Genomic DNA, 17,661 nt, shown 5'->3' with positions numbered 1-17,661 from the left:
TGTGGTCAATCAGTCTAGCGGGCAAAACGTGACATTTCCTCCTCTTTGGATTCTGCCGCTATCTTTCCCGAAGTCGCACACCGGCTTCCAGCTGCCGGTCAGGATGACGCACAACCCGGTCACCTGCTGTCAACCCTGCGCTAACAGCGGTATACAGGCCGTTGCTTCTGCCTGTCGTTACTTCAGCGAGCTCGGCAGTTTCGTCCACCGCCCGGAATACATGATCTTTCCCCTTATGGCTGAAGATGGCCGAAGACGGAACCTGCAGCACATCTTCCGTCGACCAGAGCACGAACGTCGCATCCACCCGATAGCCGTCACCCAGACTCCGCCAGTCCTCGGCCGGACTAACAATATCTGCGAGCACCTGAACCCTTTGCTCCTCCACTCCCAGAGCAGAAACATCCTCAAATCCAACAGGCTCAACCCGCCTCACCAAGGCATCCAGAGTCTGACCGCCCCACCCTGTGAGCCGCACTTTTACCCCCGGTGAAAGCTTGACGGCATCGAAACTGAGCACATCCACGACAACTTCCAACGCTGACGGGTCTCCAACTTCAAGAATTGGCTCACCCGCCTGGATTACCCCTTCGCTCTTTCGCACGATCCCCAGAATGGCCCCGTTTACCGGCGACTGGATCGCAACTTTTTCAATGGCTCCGTTTCCGGATGACCGGGCCGCAGAAACCTCGAGGCGGGTCCGTGCCGCCTGCAGCTCATGCGCCATTACCTCTTCATCAAATGTCGCTGATCGCAGGTTCGCCTGAGCACGATCCGCTGCTGATTCAACCTGCTGGAGCCGCTCATCGGAAACAAAGTGAGCATCAGTAAGAGCCTGCAAACGGACCAGTTCCTTGTCCGCCAGATCAGCCTCCGCCCTGGCCATAGCCACTTTCTGCCGCGCGGAATTCAACGCAGATCGAGCAGCCCCGACCATGGCCTCTGCCTCGGCACGGCTGCGGGCATCCAGAACGCCGGCCGGCAGTGGTTCGACACTTGTGAGCAGTTGACCGGGCGTAACCGTATCCCCGACATCCAGTGGTACCCGATGCAAGTAGCCAGCCACTGGCGAAGAAACCAGATAACGATCCTTTACCCGGGTCTTACCTTCCTCGGTGACCGTGACTTCCAGCTCTCCCCCTGTAACGGTTGCCAGACTGACCCAAACCGGATCCGGGCGCAGAGCAATGAAAACGGCGACCGCAACCAGGAGAGCGAACACTCCCCAGAAAATCCATTTACCTGCATAACGCTTCTCTGCCATATACTATCCATTCCCCAGTTTTCCGATTCCCAACCAATCACGCCACGGTTCATTCCCGGGTTTTCAGGACCGCCACGAGGTCCAGTTCCCTGAGACGCCACCAGGCAATCACACCCGAGCCCACCGCAGAGGCAATCACCACAGTGGCTGAAATACCCAGTGTCTGTGGCGTAATCGTTAACGGCACACGGTAAAGCTCTGTCTGCATGGCGATAATAATAAGGTACGCAAGACCCTCACCGAACAGCCAGCCAAGCGGGATACCAACCAATAGAAGCAAAGCCATTTCGCCAAGAAGAATGTGAGCCACTTCGTTATGGGTGTAACCCAAAACCCGGAGACTTGCCAGTTCACGGCCCTTTTCTGCCAACGAGATGCGCACGGTGTTATAGACCACCCCGAATGCGATAACACCCCCCAACAAACTATTAAAGAAGGTAAACGTCAGGAACGTTCTGGCCAGGGTCTGGAAAAAACTGTCGAGCATGGCTTGCCGGATACTGACGCCCAGCACGCCCGGGGTTTCCCGTAGCTGCTGATACACATCGTCCGCATAAGCCGGATCAACATTTAACAGTGCCTGGTTAATCAGAGGGCCCTCACCCAATACACGGTTGAGGGCGTTTAAGTCCATATAGGCACCGACACCAAGAAACTCGCTGGTGGTGCCAGAAACCGGGACTGAAATGGTTCGGCGATCACCTTCAAGTATCTCGATATCCAGGGTATCGCCCGGTTTTACCGACAGTTCCCTGGCCAGATAATCGGTCAGCAGAAGCCCCTCTCCGGGCAGGGTCACCGGTTTGATATTCTTGTCCACCACAAATTGCAGTTCTGCGTTGGCCGGGATACCAGTAACGGCGCCTCTCCATTTCCTGTGCCCGTTCGCCAGCCTGGCCGCCACGGTTCGCCGGCCTTCAGCGTAACGAATACCCGGTTGCCTCTGCAGTGTGAAAAGCACGGCAGCGTTCTGTGGATCGATCAGGGGGACAGTGAGATCCTGCTGCTGGACACGCGCAAACTGGGTTTGCACCATGAGCGACACGGAATCAAACTGGAAGTTGCCCACAACAATGATGGCTGTCGCCATAGCCACCCCCGTCAAAGACAAAAAAGAGCGCAGTGGCCTCCGTGCAGTCTGCCGAATAATCATGCGGGAAGGCTGACTGAATCGAACAACGGACAGCCATTTCTCAGCGAGGGTGATGCGAAATTTTGCGGGACCTTCCGGGCGCATGGCCTCCGCAGGCGGCAATGAGGCAGCCTTGCTGATAGCGCGCCAGCCACCGAGCCAGGCAACGAGTAACGATATTCCGGCGAGCAGGAATATCCAGGCAGGATTAATTCTGAGGAGCAGCCCCGGAAAGCGATAATACTGCATATACATCTCGCCCAGTCCCCGGCCTAGCCAGAGGCCAAGTCCCAGCCCAAGCGCAAACCCGATTATTCCAATGGTGAGTATGAGCTTGCTGTAGTGCCAGGCGATTTGACGGTTGCTGTAACCAAAGGCCTTAAGTACGGCAATGATGTCCCGCTGGGTGGCGATAAGGCGGCTGACAACCACGTTAAGAAGAAACATGGCCACACCCATGAAGATAAGCGGAAACACTGTCGCCATGGTTTTCAGCTGGTCCATATCATCATCGAGAAACCGGTGCGAAAACTGGTCTTCGCGACCATAGGCCCCGGTGGCACCGTAACGATCCAGCAACCGGTCCAGCGCATCAATCACCGACGCCACCGGATAGCCGGCCTCAACCCGAACAACCAGGCTATTGAATGCCCCCTTCATATCCATGGCGGCCGCCAGAGCCTCACGACTCATCCAGAGCACACCAAAACGTTCGTAGTCCGGCAGCATACCGCCTGGAGGGATGACATAGATAAACTCGGGGGATTCGGCAATACCGGTAATTGTCAGCACTTGCCGGCGACCATTGATAATGGCAGGGAACTGGTCACCGAGTTGCAAATCGTGAGCCTCGGCAAAGCTACCAATAACTGCGACCTCACGGCCCCTGCCGGGCGCAGGAACGCGCCCTTTCCGTATGAAAAGCCCGTTTACGTCAGGCTGCCCGCTGGGGGGCAGGGATACCAACCTTGCAGACACCGGATCAGAGAATCCTGAAATCTCCAGCTTGGCTCCACCTTCGACTCTGCCAGTCAGCCGCGTAATGCCCGGTATTGCCGATACCTCATTCAACACGTGCCTTGGCGCACGTTTCAGGGACGCAAAAACGTCCGCAAACCGGTGCTCGTCATAATACTGGCTGCGAGTTGCAGAAAGAGAGGAATAGTTAAGCACCGACATGACACACACTGCCACGCCTCCGGCGATTACCAGGGCGATAGCCAGAACCTGCCCCCGCATCTGCCAGAGCTCCCGGCGCAATTTGGTGTTCAGGGCGCTGCTGAAGAGAGACATTCCGCTACCAGCTCAGGGTTCGTGGGTCCTGGCGCTGGTCATTGCGCCGCTCGCCGCTGATGTTGCCGTCTGACAGAGTTATCACCCTGTCCGCCATGCCAGCAATTGAGGCATTGTGGGTAATTATAACGGTGGTGGTGCCGGTTTCCCGGTTGGCTTTATTCAACGCTTCCAGAACCAGAATGCCAGTTGCTGAATCCAGCGCGCCCGTTGGCTCATCGCAAAGAAGAACTTCCGGACGTTTGGCAACAGCACGGGCAATGGCGACCCGTTGCTGCTCTCCACCCGACAGCTGGGCCGGAAAGTGGTCCATTCGATCCTGCAAACCCACCAACTCCAGAGCTTCCTCGGGAGACATGGGATTACTGGCAATTTCGGTCACCGCGGCGACATTCTCCCGGGCGGTCAGGCTGGAAATCAGGTTGTAAAACTGAAAAACAAAGCCCACGTGCTCTCGCCGGTAGCGGGTAAGCTCCCGGTCTCCGGCATTGCTCAGTTCTACATCCCGATACCGGACTTCACCCGATGTTGGCACATCCAGGCCGCCGAGAATATTCAGCAAGGTGGATTTACCAGAACCGGAGGCGCCCAGCATGACGACCAGCTCACCTGAATACAGGTCAAGATTGACACCGCGCAGGGCGTGCACCTGGACTTCACCCTGGTCGTACGTTTTGGTGAGCCCCTTAGTATGAAAAACCGGTTCTCGGCTCATCAACGTCTTCCGTGGCTTCTCGCCGTGATTCACTCATCCGCGCAATTAATGCACAAAGTGGTGTAAGGCAAAACCTGCAAACGACGGGGATCAATGGCTTCGCCACACGATTCGCAGTCGTCACCTACCCCGCTTTCAATTCGCTCCAGAGCATGTTCAATCTGAGCCAGTTCAGCCCGGGTTTCCGTTTCGAGGGAGTCGACAACTTCATCATTCTGGGTCTGGGCAGCCTGCTCTTCGAAGTCCTTTTCCAGCGCTCCGTCCTCCCGGTGCTGATGCGCTTCATAGCGGGACAGCCGGACCTTAAGATCCGCCCTGAGGGTTTCCAGTTCCGATTTACGACTACTCATCACACGCCTCCTGCAGTTTCTGAAATCAGGACGATTTCACATAAAACCATACACTAAAGCATAAGCTGAACATTGGTTTGATGCCTGTCAAAATTACGCAACCAAAGGTGGGGCAGAATGAGAATTCGGAAATCCTGCAAACAAAGGAGCTGTCAGCGTGAACAATGAGATGCTTGAAAAGGCAAACCGTCTTAATGAGACCCTTTTCCAACAGTTTAGCAAGGCTGCAGAAATGCAAATGAATGCCTTCCGTCGCTATGCGGATGTTGCGATGGGTCAGGCCAGAAAAGTGTCGGAAGTCCGGGATCTCGACAGCCTGAAGGCTCTTACTGGTGACCAGGCGGAGACCCTGAAATCACTCAGCGAACAATTCACTTCTGACTGGAAGGCCTGGCAGGACTACCTCACTGAGACCCGGGACCAGGTTCAGAAGGTGTTGCGGGATGCCCCGTCAGAATCAACCGAAGCAAGCCCCACCGGCCCGAAGACGGGCGTCGCGGCGTCCGACGGCAAGAAGGCGGCCTGATCACTGACGCATCGTCGCGGCCGGGGCGTTCTTATCTCGCTCCGGCCCTTTTATTATCGGTAATGAAGGAAGTTCTATGTTGGGTATGGATTTGCTCAGAAAAGCCGCCAATCAACTGGTAGGCACATTTGAAACCAACGTGCGGCAGGGTCAGGAACAATTGGAAAAATGGCTTGGCGACAATGGCGTCATGGAGGATACCAAGCTGTCCACAATTACAGAGATGTCCGACGCTTATCGAACAATGGCGGAGGACTTGCTGTTGCACCCATTGCGGTTCGCGAGCAGCGAGCTCGACCTGGCCCGAAAGCACATGGCACTGGGCTATTACATCCTTGTTCGCCTTACCGGAAAAGAAAAAGAGGCGGTCGTTCAGGCAGATCACGATGACCGCCGCTTCCAGGCCGAAGACTGGCACAAGTACCTGCCTTTTGATGTTTTGCAGCAAGCCTACCTGATCAATTCCAGAGCTTTCCTCGGATGGGTGGAAAACATGGAGGGCCTGCCCTCCGCCAACCGCGACCAGATGTTGTTCTACGCCAGACAATTCACCAGCGCACTCTCGCCATCCAATTACCTGGTCACTAATCCCGAGGTTCTCAGAATCACCTGGGAACGCAAAGGCATGAACCTGGTGGATGGCGGGCGCCAATTGCTTGAGGATGTGCGCCAGAACCCGGCGCTGTTCAACGTGGGTATGACCGATCGTTCTGCCTTTGAAGTGGGAGGTAACCTGGCAACGACGCCAGGCAAGGTGGTATACCAGAACGAACTGATGCAACTGATCCAGTACACACCCTCGACAGAAAAAGTCAGTAAGCGCCCAGTGCTGATTGTTCCACCCTGGATCAACAAGTATTACATCCTGGATCTCACTGCCCGTAACTCATTTATTCAATGGCTGGTCGATCAGGGCCAGACTGTATTTATCATATCCTGGCGTAACCCTGGCCCATCCCTTCGGGACAAGGGCTGGGACGACTATATGCAGCAGGGCCCGCTGGAAGCAATGGAGGCCGTCACCGACGCCACCGGTGAAGACCGGATGAACGTAATTGGCTACTGTATCGGTGGCACCCTGCTCGGCTCAACGCTGGCATGGCTGAAGAAAAAACGCCGTAACCCGGTGGTCAGTGCAACCTATCTCACCACACTCCTGGATTTTTCAGACCCGGGGGGCATTGGCGTTTTCATCAATGACCATTCAATCCGTGGTATTGAACGCATGCTGGAGCGCAAAGGCTATCTCGATGGCCGGGCCATGGCGTTTACGTTCAATCTTCTGAGAGAGAATGAACTGTTCTGGTCATTCTGGACCAACAATTATCTGAAGGGACAAAAGCCCGCGGCATTTGACCTGCTGTACTGGAACACCGATGGCACCAACCTTCCGGCAAAAATGCACAGTTTCTACCTGCGGGAAATGTATCTGAATAATCGTCTGGTAGAGCCCGATTCTCTGACTGTGGCCGGCGAGTCGATCAACCTTTCAGAGATAGATGTGCCGTCATTCTTTCTTTCCGCGCGACAGGACCACATTGCCAAATGGAAAACCACCTACAAGGGCGCTCTGGTGCACGGTGGGGATGTCCGGTTTGTACTCTCCGGGTCCGGGCATATCGCCGGCGTTATCAACCCGCCCTACAAGGAAAAGTACGGGTTCTGGACCAATGACACCCTGTCAGAGGATTCCGATGTGTGGCTTGAAAGCGCCGAACATCATCCCGGATCCTGGTGGCCTCATTGGTTGGAATGGCTGGGACAGTACGCAGGTGAAGAGGTTCCGGCACGGATCCCCGGTGAAGGCAAACTGGAAGTCATCGAGGATGCTCCGGGCAGTTACGTGAGGATGAAAGCGGCTGAGGCGATAAAAGCCTGACCCAGAGGGCTGTCCGTGGAAACAGCGGGGCATGGTCGCCGAAATACGGGGGATATGGCACTATTGCCTACCCTGTAAACGGCAGAGATTTTTCGCATGCTCTATACCACCATGGCAGCCCTGGCCGCTGCACTCCTCGTTTTCACCTGGCTCGGCCTGCGGGCAAGGCTCGCGGATGGCGGTCTGGACGACTACGTTACCGCTCGCAACACTCAGGGGGCCCGGGCACTGGGCCTATCATTCCTGGCCTCAGGCATGGGAGGCTGGATCCTGTTTGCGCCCCCGGAAGTTGGCGCCATGGTCGGGCCAATGGCCCTGGCAGGCTATGCGCTGGGGGCCGCGTTGCCCTTTCTCGTGTTCGCCTTTTGTGGCCCGGCTATCCGTCGCTTACTCCCTGAGGGGCGAAGCATTGGTGAGTTTGCCCAGACTTGTTATGGGCGCGGCGTTCGCCACTATGTTTCCCTTATTTCCGTTCTCTATATGCTGTGTTTTCTTACCGCTGAACTCACAGCCATCGGTGCCATAACCTCACTCCTGTCGGACCTCAATGGCAACCTTGTCGTTCTCGGCGTGGCCATCACCACCCTTATATACACGGCCTGGGGCGGCTTGCGTGCCAGTATCGTAACCGACCAGTGGCAGGCATTTCTGCTGATCGCACTGCTGGCAATCGTGGGGTTTGTGGGATTGCAGCAGCTGCCCGACGTCACTACAGCCAGGCTTCCCGATGTCCCGACCACGAGTGCCCTCAGCGTGGCGCTGACACTGGTCATTGCAGTTACTGCTGCGAATCTGTTCCATCAAGGTTACTGGCAGCGGCTCTGGTCGGCCCGAGATACAGCTACCCTCAGTCGCGGCGCCTTACTTGGCGGCATCACCACGATAGTGGTGGTTGCTGTGGTTGGCGGTCTCGGCATAATGGCCGCCCTCAGTGGGGCCAGCCTCGGCAATCCGCCCAAACCCTTTTTTGCCATGCTGAGTGAAGCACCGGCGTGGCTGACCATTCCGGCGCTTATCCTGGCCATTACCCTGGTGGCGTCGTCCGTAGACACTTTGCAGAACGCCCTGGCCTCCCTCGCAGTGACCGAAAAACAGGGCTTATCCATAAACTCCGCCCGATGGTTTACCGTGGTGCTAATGATTCCCGTGGTTGTGGTGGCGCTACAGGGTATTTCCGTACTCAGACTTTTCCTGATAGCCGATCTTCTGTGTGCAACCGCCGTGATACCCGTCCTTCTGGGACTATGGCAAAAGATGACCACAACTGCGGCAATTCTGGGCGGGCTGGCGGGGCTACTGGGGGCGATCCTGCCAGGATGGATTGCAGGGGGTAGCATGGTGGCAGGCCTGGAAGCGGCCAGTTTCCCGGGCAGCATTCCGACACTGATGCCATTTGTCGGGGCGCTGATGGGTTCCGGGCTGACCAGTGTCGCGATAGCGCTTACGCGCCCGCGCCGTCAGGCGCGCAGCTGAAATACAGACAAGAAACCAATGTCCGGTGCGCCTCAGCCGGACATTGGTTTAGGCAGAGGAGATGAAGAAGAGGAGATCAACGCTCGGACAGCGACTCCTCGTGATTCAGCAAAGCCCGTTTGCGCCTGACACCCCACCTGTATCCAGACAAGCTGCCATCGCTTCTGAGCACCCTGTGACAGGGCACCAGCACAGCCAGTGGATTGGCGGCACAAGCACCAGCAACCGCGCGTGACCCCGAGGGCATCCCCACCATTCGCGCCACTTCACCATAACTGGCACTGCTCCCAGGCGGTATTTGACGTAGCGTCTCCCAGACCCTTCGCTGGAATTCGGTTCCCCGTATATCAAGGCTGACCGACAGGGTTTTCCGGCTATCCACCAGGTAATCCATAACCCCGGCAAACCAGTCATCCATGGAGCCGTCAGAATGCATGAGCGTTGCCCGAGGAAACCGCTGGCCCAGATCGGCCACAACTTCTTCCTCGGAGTCTCCTGGAAGCACGGCGCAGACCCCCTCGGACGTTCGCGCAACCAAAACTGCTCCGAGATAACAGGTACCGACCTGATAGGTGATGGCCTCCCCCTGATCACTGCGTTTTCCCGACATGGCTTTTAGCCCTCCTGCGCAACTCCGCGGTCGATCCGCTCCAACAAGATTCCCACCATCAGGATGAGTAGAACGTCCGGTAAATTCAGTATGGCTCAAGTCTGATTAAGTGGGAATGAACAACCACAAATAACACCAGCAATCACCTGATACCGGATCACCAAAGTACTAACGCGGGGTACGCTGATGACCTTGAAAATTGCTATATATCAATGACCTACAATTTGTTACTCAAACTTCCACTTAAGTCCCATTGTTGGCCTCATGATCTCCGATGAAACTAATGCGCGCATAATAAATAACCAAAAAAGCACGCAATTCCGAGATCTTGCGGAATCGCAACCCAGAGGCCAACATCCATGAATTTCAGAAAAATGCTCTTTTCTGCGTGCCTGCTTTTACTGGCATGCACCACCGTATCAGCCGAAGCCCTGAAAATCGGCCTGAATTACCCCCAGACCGGTCGATACAAGGACCAGGGCCTGCAACAGCGCCTCGGGGCATTTCTGGCGGTTGATGAAATTAACGACGCCGGAGGCGTTATGGGGCGGCCGCTGGAACTGGTAATTCGCAACACACGTGGAGAACCGGCACGGGGCGCAGAAAACACGGCAGAAATGATTGATCGTGACGGCGTAAAAATGGTTTTCGGTGGCGTCTCCAGTGCTGTTGCCATTGCCTCAGGCAAGGCCGCGAAAGACCGTGACCGCCTCTACTTCGGCACCCTCACCTACTCCAATGCCACCACCGGCAGCGAAGGCCACTCCCATATGTTCCGGGAACCCTACAATGCCTGGATGACCGCCAAGGCTCTGAGCCAGTATCTCAGCCAGAATCACAACGATGAGAAATACTTCTACATCACTGCTGACTACACGTGGGGCTGGTCTGTTGAAGAATCTGTTCGCAAATTCTCCGAAACAGAAGATACGGACGCACACCCTGGGGTAAAAACGCCATTCCCCCGTGCACTGATCAGCGACTTCCGGGATGCTCTTGAGAAGGCCGCAGCCAGCGATGCCAAGGTTCTCATGATGGTTCTGTTTGGTGACGACATGGTCCGCGCACTCAACGTTGCCTATGAAATGGGGATTACAGAGGAAATGCAGGTGGTTGTCCCCAACCTGACTCTGGGTATGGCACGGCAGGTAGGTCCTACCATCATGGAAGGCATTGTCGGTGGCTCGCCCTGGGTCTGGAACGTGCCATACGAGCTGAATTACCCCCGTGGCAAAGAGTTCGTGGAAGCCTTCTCCAAGCGTTATGAAATGCGTCCGTCAACAGCCGCGGCCTCAGCCTACAGCATTGTCTACCAGTACAAGGATGCGGTTGAACGGGCAGGCACGACGAATTCCCGAAAACTTATCGGAGCTCTCGAAGGCCATCGTTATACTTTCCTGAAAGACGAGCAATACTGGCGGGAATTTGACCATCAGAACGTTCAGACCGTTTACGTGGTCAAGGTCAAGCCCCGGAACACGATCGTGGCAGACGAATACAGCTCGGATTACTTCAATATTATCGACTCGATGCCTGGTGATGAAGCCGCCCAGACCCGCGAGGAATGGGAAACGCGGCGGCGTAAGGCAGGCAAACCTTTGGCACTGTAGCCGGCGCGACCGGTTCCGGAAAAGGCCTCCCCGGGTTTACACCGGGGAGGCCTTTTTTATTTTGAAAGCAAGCCAGGGAACGCCTAAACTTTCGTTTCCGAAAAATACCGAAAGGCTTAATCATGTCTCAAAACCGCCGCCTCGACCATATCATGGAGATCATAGAGCGCAGTGGCTTCGTCACCACGGAACAGCTGGTGGAACACTTTCAGGTTACTCCGCAAACTATCCGGAGAGACCTGAATGAATTGGCCAAGCAGAACAAGCTGCGCCGCCATCATGGTGGCGCCGGAATCGACTCAAGCACTGTAAACGCCGCATACCAGGATCGAAAGATCATGAACCTTGAAGCCAAGGAGCGGATCGCGAAGTCTCTGGTCGAGCATATCCCCGATGGCTCCTCGATGTTTATCAACATCGGCACCACCACTGAAACCATAGCCCGAGCATTGCTTGCCAAGCACGATTTACGGGTGGTTACCAACAACCTCCACGTTGCCTCCATCCTGTCCGCAAGAGAGGACTTTCACATCATCATTGCCGGCGGAGAAGTCCGCAATCGTGATGGAGGCATTGTTGGAGAGGCTGCTGTTGATTTCATCAACCAGTTCAAAATGGATTTTGGAATCATCGGGATCAGTGGAATCGACAACGACGGATCGCTCCTCGATTTTGACTATCGGGAGGTTCGGGTAGCTCAGTCGATTATCAGCAACTCCAGTCAGGTGCTGCTGGCAGCAGACCACTCGAAATTTGGTCGGAACGCCATGGTACGCCTGGGCAGCATTGAGCAGGCCGACCACGTATTCACGGATGCCCGACCACCACGAGCGATCGCCCAGATCCTCAATAGCCATAACATTGCCCTGCACATTGTTTAAGATCACGAAAGCCGTTTTAAATTTTCCTTTACGAATCTTTTTTCGTTATTCATAATCGAAAACACACATTTTTATTCGTTTTAGGGAATTTCGCGTGGAAAAGGAACCCGATCATTACGACGTCCTCGTTGTTGGCGGTGGCGTCAATGGCACCGGCATTGCCATGGATGCGGCAGGGCGAGGCCTCAAGGTCCTGCTATGCGAAATGAATGACCTGGCATCGGCAACATCCTCAAGCAGCAGCAAGCTTATCCACGGTGGTTTGCGCTATCTCGAACATTACGAGTTCCGTCTTGTACGTGAGGCGCTGGCCGAGCGAGAGTCCCTGCTTCGCAACTCACCACACATTATGTGGCCCATGCGTTTTCGTTTGCCGCATCGCCCTCACCTGAGACCTGCCTGGATGATCAGAACGGGACTGTTCCTCTATGACCATCTGGCCAAACGTGAGTTGCTACCCGGTTCGCGCTCCATCAAATTTGACGACTCAGATCCACTTAAGCCTGAAATCACCAGGGGCTTTGAGTATTCCGATGGCTGGGTGGATGATGCTCGCCTGGTGGTACTCACCGCGAAAAAGGCACAGCAGTTCGGCGCGACAATACTGACCCGGACCAAGTGTGTAACTGCCGAGCGTGGCTCCACAGCGTGGAAGGTCACACTTCGGGATATGACCGACGACTCGGAACGGACCATTTCAACCAAATCGATTGTGAATGCGGCTGGCCCCTGGGTCAGTAAACTGTTCGGCGAAACCCTGTCCATGCCTGCCCCCAAGATGATCCGGATGGTAAAAGGCAGTCATATCGTTGTGCCTCGCCTGAACAAGGGTACCGAAGCCTATATCCTCCAGAACGAGGACGAGCGGATTGTGTTCGTCATACCCTACGAAGATCAGTTCTCCCTGATCGGCACAACGGATGTCGACTACGAGGGCGACCCGAAGAAAGCAAAAATATCCCCGGAAGAAACCGAATACCTACTGAACATCGTTAACTCTCACTTCAAACGCCAGCTGAATGCCAACGACGTGGTCTGGTCCTACTCCGGAGTCCGGCCGCTGATGGATGACGAAGAAGGAAACGCCCAGAAAGCTTCCCGGGACTATTCGTTCGAAGTCAGTGCAGAGAAAGGCATGGCACCACTCATCTCGGTGTTCGGCGGCAAGATCACCACCTACCGGAAATTGGCCGAGGCGGCCACCGACAAGCTGTGCCAGTTTTTCCCTGACGCCGGTGGGCGCTGGACCAAAACGGCCGTTCTACCCGGCGGAGACTTCGATAACCAGGACAACCTGGAAGCCAGGTTCAAACAGGAATTCCCCTGGTTACCCGTGAAAGTCATCAGTCGCTATGTTCGAACCTACGGTACAAGTGCCTACCATTTTCTTCGTGGGCGCAACTCCATAGAGGATCTGGGCACTCTGTTCACTGGCACATTGTTCGCGGCAGAAGTGGAATATCTTGCCAGAAACGAGTGGGCCATGACTTCGGACGATATTCTCTGGCGCAGAACCAAACAGGGACTCTATGCAAGCCAGCAGGAATTCGAAGCCCTGGACCGGTTCCTGATGAATGAGACCTCTCACCTGACCCTGAAAGCGGACCTGCACCGCAGTGCCTGATGTTATCGGGGGCAGTCCGCTGCCATCAGCTCTCATCATCTTCTGAAAGCAGCTCAGAGATCCGGTTGCGAAGTGCAGGGACAACATCCTCCTCAAACCAGGGATTTCGGCGCAGCCACATATTGTTTCGGGGACTGGGGTGGGGCATTGGTACGACGACAGGCCAGTAATGTTCCCAGTTACGCACGTTTTCGGTTACTGACCGGGCGCCACCGGGCAGGTGCCAGGCGTGGGCGTACTGACCAATTACAAGAGTCAGGCCAATGTTTGGAAGTCGCTTCAGTAGCGCCTCCCGCCATGCATCTGCGCATTCAGGCCGCGGCGGCAAATCTCCCGATTTTCCGGTGCCCGGATAACAGAACCCCATGGGTAGAATTGCCATTTTCTGCTCATCATAAAACGTATCCCGGCTTACCCCCATCCATTGCCGCAACCGGTCACCACTCGGGTCGTTGAACGGCAACCCCGTCTCATGAACCCGCCGCCCCGGAGCCTGCCCAACAACGAGAATGCGCGATGCCTCAGACAGCTGAACTACAGGCCGGGGGCCCTGGGGCAGCACATCAGCGCAAATGGTACAGGCCCGCACTCTCCGAACCAGCTCATCAAATGACAGCTCATCAAGATTGTCGTTCATCATCCCCCTGTTGCCCCGTAATTGCATAACGGTCTGTTTGAAGTAACCATAGAGCGACGAGAACAACACGACAAGTCAGCTCTTAAGGACCTAACATGAATGCAAAGGCAGACGCGCTCCCGGCCATCGACGTGGAAGAGTTTCGAAAGGTAGTTCGGAGTCGCCGATCCATCCGCCGATTTACCGACGAGCCGATACCGGACCGGGTGCTGGACGACTGCCTTGAACTGGCCACGCTGGCACCGAACTCCAGCAACCTTCAGCCCTGGGAGTTTTTCGTCGTAAAAACTCCCGCATTGCGCGCAAAGCTGGCGGAGGCCTGCCTGGGGCAGAACGCGGCGAAAACGGCGCCGGTCCTGATAGCAATCGTTGCTCGCACCGATACCTGGCAGAAGCATTCTCGTCTGGCCCTGGAACAGTGGCCCGAGGAAAAGCTGCCATCGATTGTCGAGAAGTACTATCGCAAGATCGCGCCCATTCATTACAACCAGGGGCCCCTGGGGCTTCTGGGAGTCGCCAAAAAGGCCGCAGGCCTGGTTGTCGGATTGTCCCGCCCGGTTCCGAGAGGGCCCTACTCACCGAACGAGATGAAAGTCTGGGCCACAAAATCCACCGCGCTGGCGGCAGAAAATCTCATTCTGGCCCTTCGAGCGCACGGCTATGACTCGTGCGCCATGGAAGGATTCGACGAATGCCGGGTGAGAAAATTGCTGAAGCTTCCACGGAAGGGGCTGGTCACCATGATACTGGCGGCGGGACGACGGGCCGAAAACGGTGTCTACAACCGTCAATATCGATTTGATCGCAATAACCTGATCCACTATTTGTAATGGTGGAGGGCGGGCCGCCAAGAGGCAGGCAAGACCCGGCTTATACTTCCGGATTTGCGAGTGCTTCTGCGGCCCCGAACAATCCCGTGTAGGGCTCAGTAACCACAAACACCGGAGTGAATTCCACCAGCGGGCGCATACGCCCTTTGTCTTCAAACCCGCTGCGAAACGGGCTCTGGAGGAAGAAATCCAGGACGCGTGGAAGGATACCGCCACACAGATAAACCCCTCCCGTACTCCCCAGCGTCAACACGGCGTTACCGGCGGTTCGGCCGAGAATCTCACAGAAATGGCCCAGCGTATGGCTGGCCAACGAATCGACGTGCTCCAGCGCGGCCGCAGTGATGTTCTCCGGGGCGTCCAGCGGTGCCGCGATACCTTGAATTTCAGCGTGAGCCTGGTAGAGATTAAGCAAACCCTGACCGCAAAGAATACGCTCCACTGAAACGCGCCCAAACCGGCCCTGCAATATCCGAAGAATAGACATTTCGTTGTCATTCGTTGGAGCAAAATCCACGTGGCCACCTTCGGTAACCAGGGGCACCCACCCATTCCTGGTCGGCACCAATCCGGAAACCCCCAAACCGGTTCCCGGCCCCATCACAAGCCGCGGACGATGTTTATCACCAGGCCCGCCACAAATGTGGACCAGATTATCTTCCGGAACATGGAGCACGCCCAGCGCCATTGCGGTGAAATCGTTAATCACTTTAAAGGCCCGCCAGCCAAATTGCTGACGAATCTCTTCCGTATCGAATTGCCAATGGTTATTGGTCATCCGTACCCGGGTTCCACGCACTGGAGACGCGACGGCGAGGCAAGCCTCGCTGACTTCGCTTACACCGACACGGCGCAGATACTCGATGATCGCTTCATTCAAGTTGGCGTAGTTGCCACATGGCAGGATTTCAATGGACTGAGGGCGCACACTGCCCCGCTCTACCAGGGCAAAGCGGGCATTGGTGCCACCGACGTCACCGACCAGTGAGTATTCCATTACTGTTATGCCTCGTGATTCCAAAAGAAACTGGCACCTTCCTCCGGGGTGCTGGCCGAACGCCGAAGCCAGCCAAACAATTCCCGTCCGTACCCATGATGATAACTGGTCAGATCCACTGTTGCGGACTCCCGATCAGAAAATTCCTTCTCGGCGACATCCAGACTCAACTGCCCGGCTTCGGCATCAAGGCAAACCACATCGCCATTTCGGACCCTGGACAAGGGGCCGCCATCAAGTGCCTCCGGATAAACATGAATCGCCGCCGGCACCTTTCCGGAAGCACCCGACATACGCCCGTCAGTCACCAGCCCCACTTTAAAACCACGATCCTGGAGGACACCGAGGTAAGGGGTGAGCTTATGCAACTCTGGCATTCCGTTGGCCTTTGGCCCCTGGAACCGCACAACCACAATACAATCTTTATCAAGGTCACCCGCATCAAACGCGGCCTTAAGCTCATTCTGGTCATCGAACACAACGGCCGGCGCGTTCACCTTGCGGTGCTCTGCTGCAACCGCAGACACCTTGATGACGCCACGTCCCAGGTTGCCATCCAGAACTCTTAGTCCGCCATCAGGAGCAAAGGGCTCAGCCGCTGAGCTCAGAACTTCCGGACGCAGGCTTTGTTCCGGCGCCGGCTTCCACACCAGCTTGCCTGCGTCCAGTTCCGGGCACTCGCTGTAACGCTCAAGACCATGCCCTACCACGGTATTCACATCATTGTGCAGGAAACCGCCGTTCAGTAGCTCGCGAATCAGAAACGGCGTGCCACCGGCCTCATGGAAGGCGTTCACATCCTCCTCGCCATTGGGATAGATACGGGTCATGGACGGAACTACAGAAGACAGCTCGGCATAGTCATTCCAGTCGATAATAATGCCGGCAGCGCGGGCAATCGCGATCCAGTGAATAGTGTGGTTGGTCGACCCGCCGGTGACCAGCAGTGCTACCAGAGCGTTTACAATACTCTTTTCGTCCACCATGTCGCCCAGCCCCAGCTCACCTCCATGAGGCTTTGACAAACGAATAACCTGCTCGGTAGCGGCACGGGTAAGCTGATCCCGCAGCGGCGTATTCGGATTCACAAATGCGGAGCCCGGCAAATGCAGCCCCATCACTTCCACCAACAACTGGTTGCTGTTGGCGGTGCCATAAAAGGTACAGGTGCCAGGGCTGTGATAGGACTTGCTTTCGGCGTCCAGCAATTCATCCCTGCCAATTTTGCCTTCCGCATATAGCTGGCGGATGCGCTGCTTTTCCTTGTTCGGTAGCCCTGACGGCATTGGGCCGGCGGGCACCAGAATGGCAGGAAGGTAACCGAAACTGAGGGAGCCAATCAGCAGGCCCGGTACGATTTTGTCACAAATCCCCAACAACAACATGGCATCAAACATGTTGTGGCTAAGTGCCACAGCAGTGCTCATGGCGATGGTGTCGCGGGAGAAAAGGCTCAGCTCCATCCCGGGCTGTCCCTGTGTAACACCGTCGCACATCGCTGGCGTCCCCCCCGCAAACTGCGCAACCGATCCCATGTTATGGGCCGCCTCACGAATAATATCCGGGAACTTTTCATAGGGCTGATGGGCCGAAAGCATATCGTTGTAGGCTGAAATCATGGCCACGTTGGCTTTGTTCATGAACTTGAGGGTGTCCTTGTCCCCCTGGTTACACGCCGCAAAACCGTGGGCAAGATTGCCGCAGGAAAGGCTGCTTCGGTGCGGAGACTGCGCCTTGAGCTCATTCATGCGGGAAAGGTAATCCTGCCGGCTGGCACGACTGCGCTCAATGATTCGCTGTGTAACCTTGTCAACGGTTGGGTGCATGCTGGACTCCATTC

General features: G+C 55.9%; 15 protein-coding genes. 7 read left to right on the top strand and 8 right to left on the bottom strand.

Annotation, left to right across the window (positions count from 1 at the left end):
• Positions 1–58 precede the first annotated feature (58 nt).
• The 4 genes from KFJ24_RS04290 to KFJ24_RS04275 are packed head-to-tail and all read right to left on the bottom strand — an operon-like array spanning position 59 to position 4,754.
• Positions 59–1,264: an efflux RND transporter periplasmic adaptor subunit gene (locus tag KFJ24_RS04290; protein ID WP_250829839.1), complete on the bottom strand. Its 1,206-nt coding sequence runs from the start codon at positions 1,262–1,264 to the stop codon at positions 59–61.
• Between the two features lie 49 nt (positions 1,265–1,313).
• Positions 1,314–3,689 (bottom strand): ABC transporter permease, encoded by a 2,376-nt coding sequence (locus KFJ24_RS04285; RefSeq protein WP_250829838.1) that lies wholly within the window; start codon positions 3,687–3,689, stop codon positions 1,314–1,316.
• A gap of 4 nt (positions 3,690–3,693) precedes the next feature.
• Positions 3,694–4,404 carry an ABC transporter ATP-binding protein gene (locus KFJ24_RS04280; RefSeq protein WP_250829837.1) on the bottom strand — a complete coding sequence of 237 codons (711 nt, stop codon included), beginning with the start codon at positions 4,402–4,404 and terminating at the stop codon, positions 3,694–3,696.
• A gap of 29 nt (positions 4,405–4,433) precedes the next feature.
• Positions 4,434–4,754: a TraR/DksA family transcriptional regulator gene (locus KFJ24_RS04275; RefSeq protein ID WP_250829836.1), complete on the bottom strand. Its 321-nt coding sequence runs from the start codon at positions 4,752–4,754 to the stop codon at positions 4,434–4,436.
• Between the two features lie 157 nt (positions 4,755–4,911).
• Between KFJ24_RS04275 and KFJ24_RS04270 the strand changes: the two genes are divergently transcribed.
• The 3 genes from KFJ24_RS04270 to KFJ24_RS04260 all read left to right on the top strand — a co-directional run bounded on the left by KFJ24_RS04270 (position 4,912) and on the right by KFJ24_RS04260 (position 8,632).
• Complete coding sequence (locus KFJ24_RS04270) at positions 4,912–5,280, top strand: phasin family protein (RefSeq protein WP_250829835.1); 369 nt, start codon at positions 4,912–4,914, stop codon at positions 5,278–5,280.
• Between the two features lie 76 nt (positions 5,281–5,356).
• On the top strand, positions 5,357–7,159 hold the full coding sequence (locus tag KFJ24_RS04265) for a PHA/PHB synthase family protein (RefSeq protein WP_250829834.1): 1,803 nt from the start codon (positions 5,357–5,359) through the stop codon (positions 7,157–7,159).
• A gap of 96 nt (positions 7,160–7,255) precedes the next feature.
• Positions 7,256–8,632 (top strand): sodium:solute symporter family transporter, encoded by a 1,377-nt coding sequence (locus tag KFJ24_RS04260; RefSeq protein ID WP_250829833.1) that lies wholly within the window; start codon positions 7,256–7,258, stop codon positions 8,630–8,632.
• A gap of 76 nt (positions 8,633–8,708) precedes the next feature.
• Here KFJ24_RS04260 and KFJ24_RS04255 read toward each other — a convergent pair whose 3' ends face one another.
• Positions 8,709–9,242, bottom strand: coding sequence for a methylated-DNA--[protein]-cysteine S-methyltransferase (locus KFJ24_RS04255; RefSeq protein ID WP_250829832.1), 534 nt, complete (start codon positions 9,240–9,242; stop codon positions 8,709–8,711).
• A 359-nt stretch (positions 9,243–9,601) separates the two neighbouring features.
• Between KFJ24_RS04255 and KFJ24_RS04250 the strand changes: the two genes are divergently transcribed.
• From KFJ24_RS04250 to glpD, 3 genes are all read left to right on the top strand, one after another.
• Positions 9,602–10,852 (top strand): substrate-binding protein, encoded by a 1,251-nt coding sequence (locus tag KFJ24_RS04250; RefSeq protein WP_250829831.1) that lies wholly within the window; start codon positions 9,602–9,604, stop codon positions 10,850–10,852.
• 122 nt (positions 10,853–10,974) lie between these two features.
• Entirely contained in the window at positions 10,975–11,733 is a 759-nt protein-coding gene (locus tag KFJ24_RS04245) for a DeoR/GlpR family transcriptional regulator (protein ID WP_250829830.1), read from the top strand.
• Between the two features lie 94 nt (positions 11,734–11,827).
• Positions 11,828–13,357 carry a glycerol-3-phosphate dehydrogenase gene (gene glpD / locus KFJ24_RS04240; protein WP_350455559.1) on the top strand — a complete coding sequence of 510 codons (1,530 nt, stop codon included), beginning with the start codon at positions 11,828–11,830 and terminating at the stop codon, positions 13,355–13,357.
• Positions 13,358–13,382: 25 nt separating this feature from the next.
• On the opposite strand, the gene KFJ24_RS04235 is transcribed toward glpD, so the two are convergent.
• The gene (locus tag KFJ24_RS04235; RefSeq protein ID WP_250829829.1) at positions 13,383–14,063 is read right to left on the bottom strand and encodes a uracil-DNA glycosylase family protein; all 681 of its coding nucleotides are present in this window, start codon (positions 14,061–14,063) and stop codon (positions 13,383–13,385) included.
• A 26-nt stretch (positions 14,064–14,089) separates the two neighbouring features.
• Here KFJ24_RS04235 and KFJ24_RS04230 point away from each other — a divergent pair, with 26 nt between their 5' ends.
• The gene (locus KFJ24_RS04230; protein WP_250829828.1) at positions 14,090–14,824 is read left to right on the top strand and encodes a nitroreductase family protein; all 735 of its coding nucleotides are present in this window, start codon (positions 14,090–14,092) and stop codon (positions 14,822–14,824) included.
• A gap of 40 nt (positions 14,825–14,864) precedes the next feature.
• On the opposite strand, the gene glk is transcribed toward KFJ24_RS04230, so the two are convergent.
• Together glk and edd are read right to left on the bottom strand one after the other, a co-directional pair.
• The gene (gene glk, locus KFJ24_RS04225; RefSeq protein ID WP_250832551.1) at positions 14,865–15,830 is read right to left on the bottom strand and encodes a glucokinase; all 966 of its coding nucleotides are present in this window, start codon (positions 15,828–15,830) and stop codon (positions 14,865–14,867) included.
• Complete coding sequence (gene edd / locus KFJ24_RS04220) at positions 15,827–17,647, bottom strand: phosphogluconate dehydratase (protein ID WP_250829827.1); 1,821 nt, start codon at positions 17,645–17,647, stop codon at positions 15,827–15,829. Before edd ends, glk begins: the two co-directional genes overlap by 4 nt.
• Positions 17,648–17,661 lie beyond the last annotated feature (14 nt).

The organism is Marinobacter sediminum (genome assembly GCF_023657445.1).
Taxonomy (GTDB): domain Bacteria; phylum Pseudomonadota; class Gammaproteobacteria; order Pseudomonadales; family Oleiphilaceae; genus Marinobacter; species Marinobacter sediminum_A.
The sequence above is the reverse complement of the archived record's forward strand: the minus strand, read 5'-3'. Positions and strand labels throughout refer to the sequence as shown.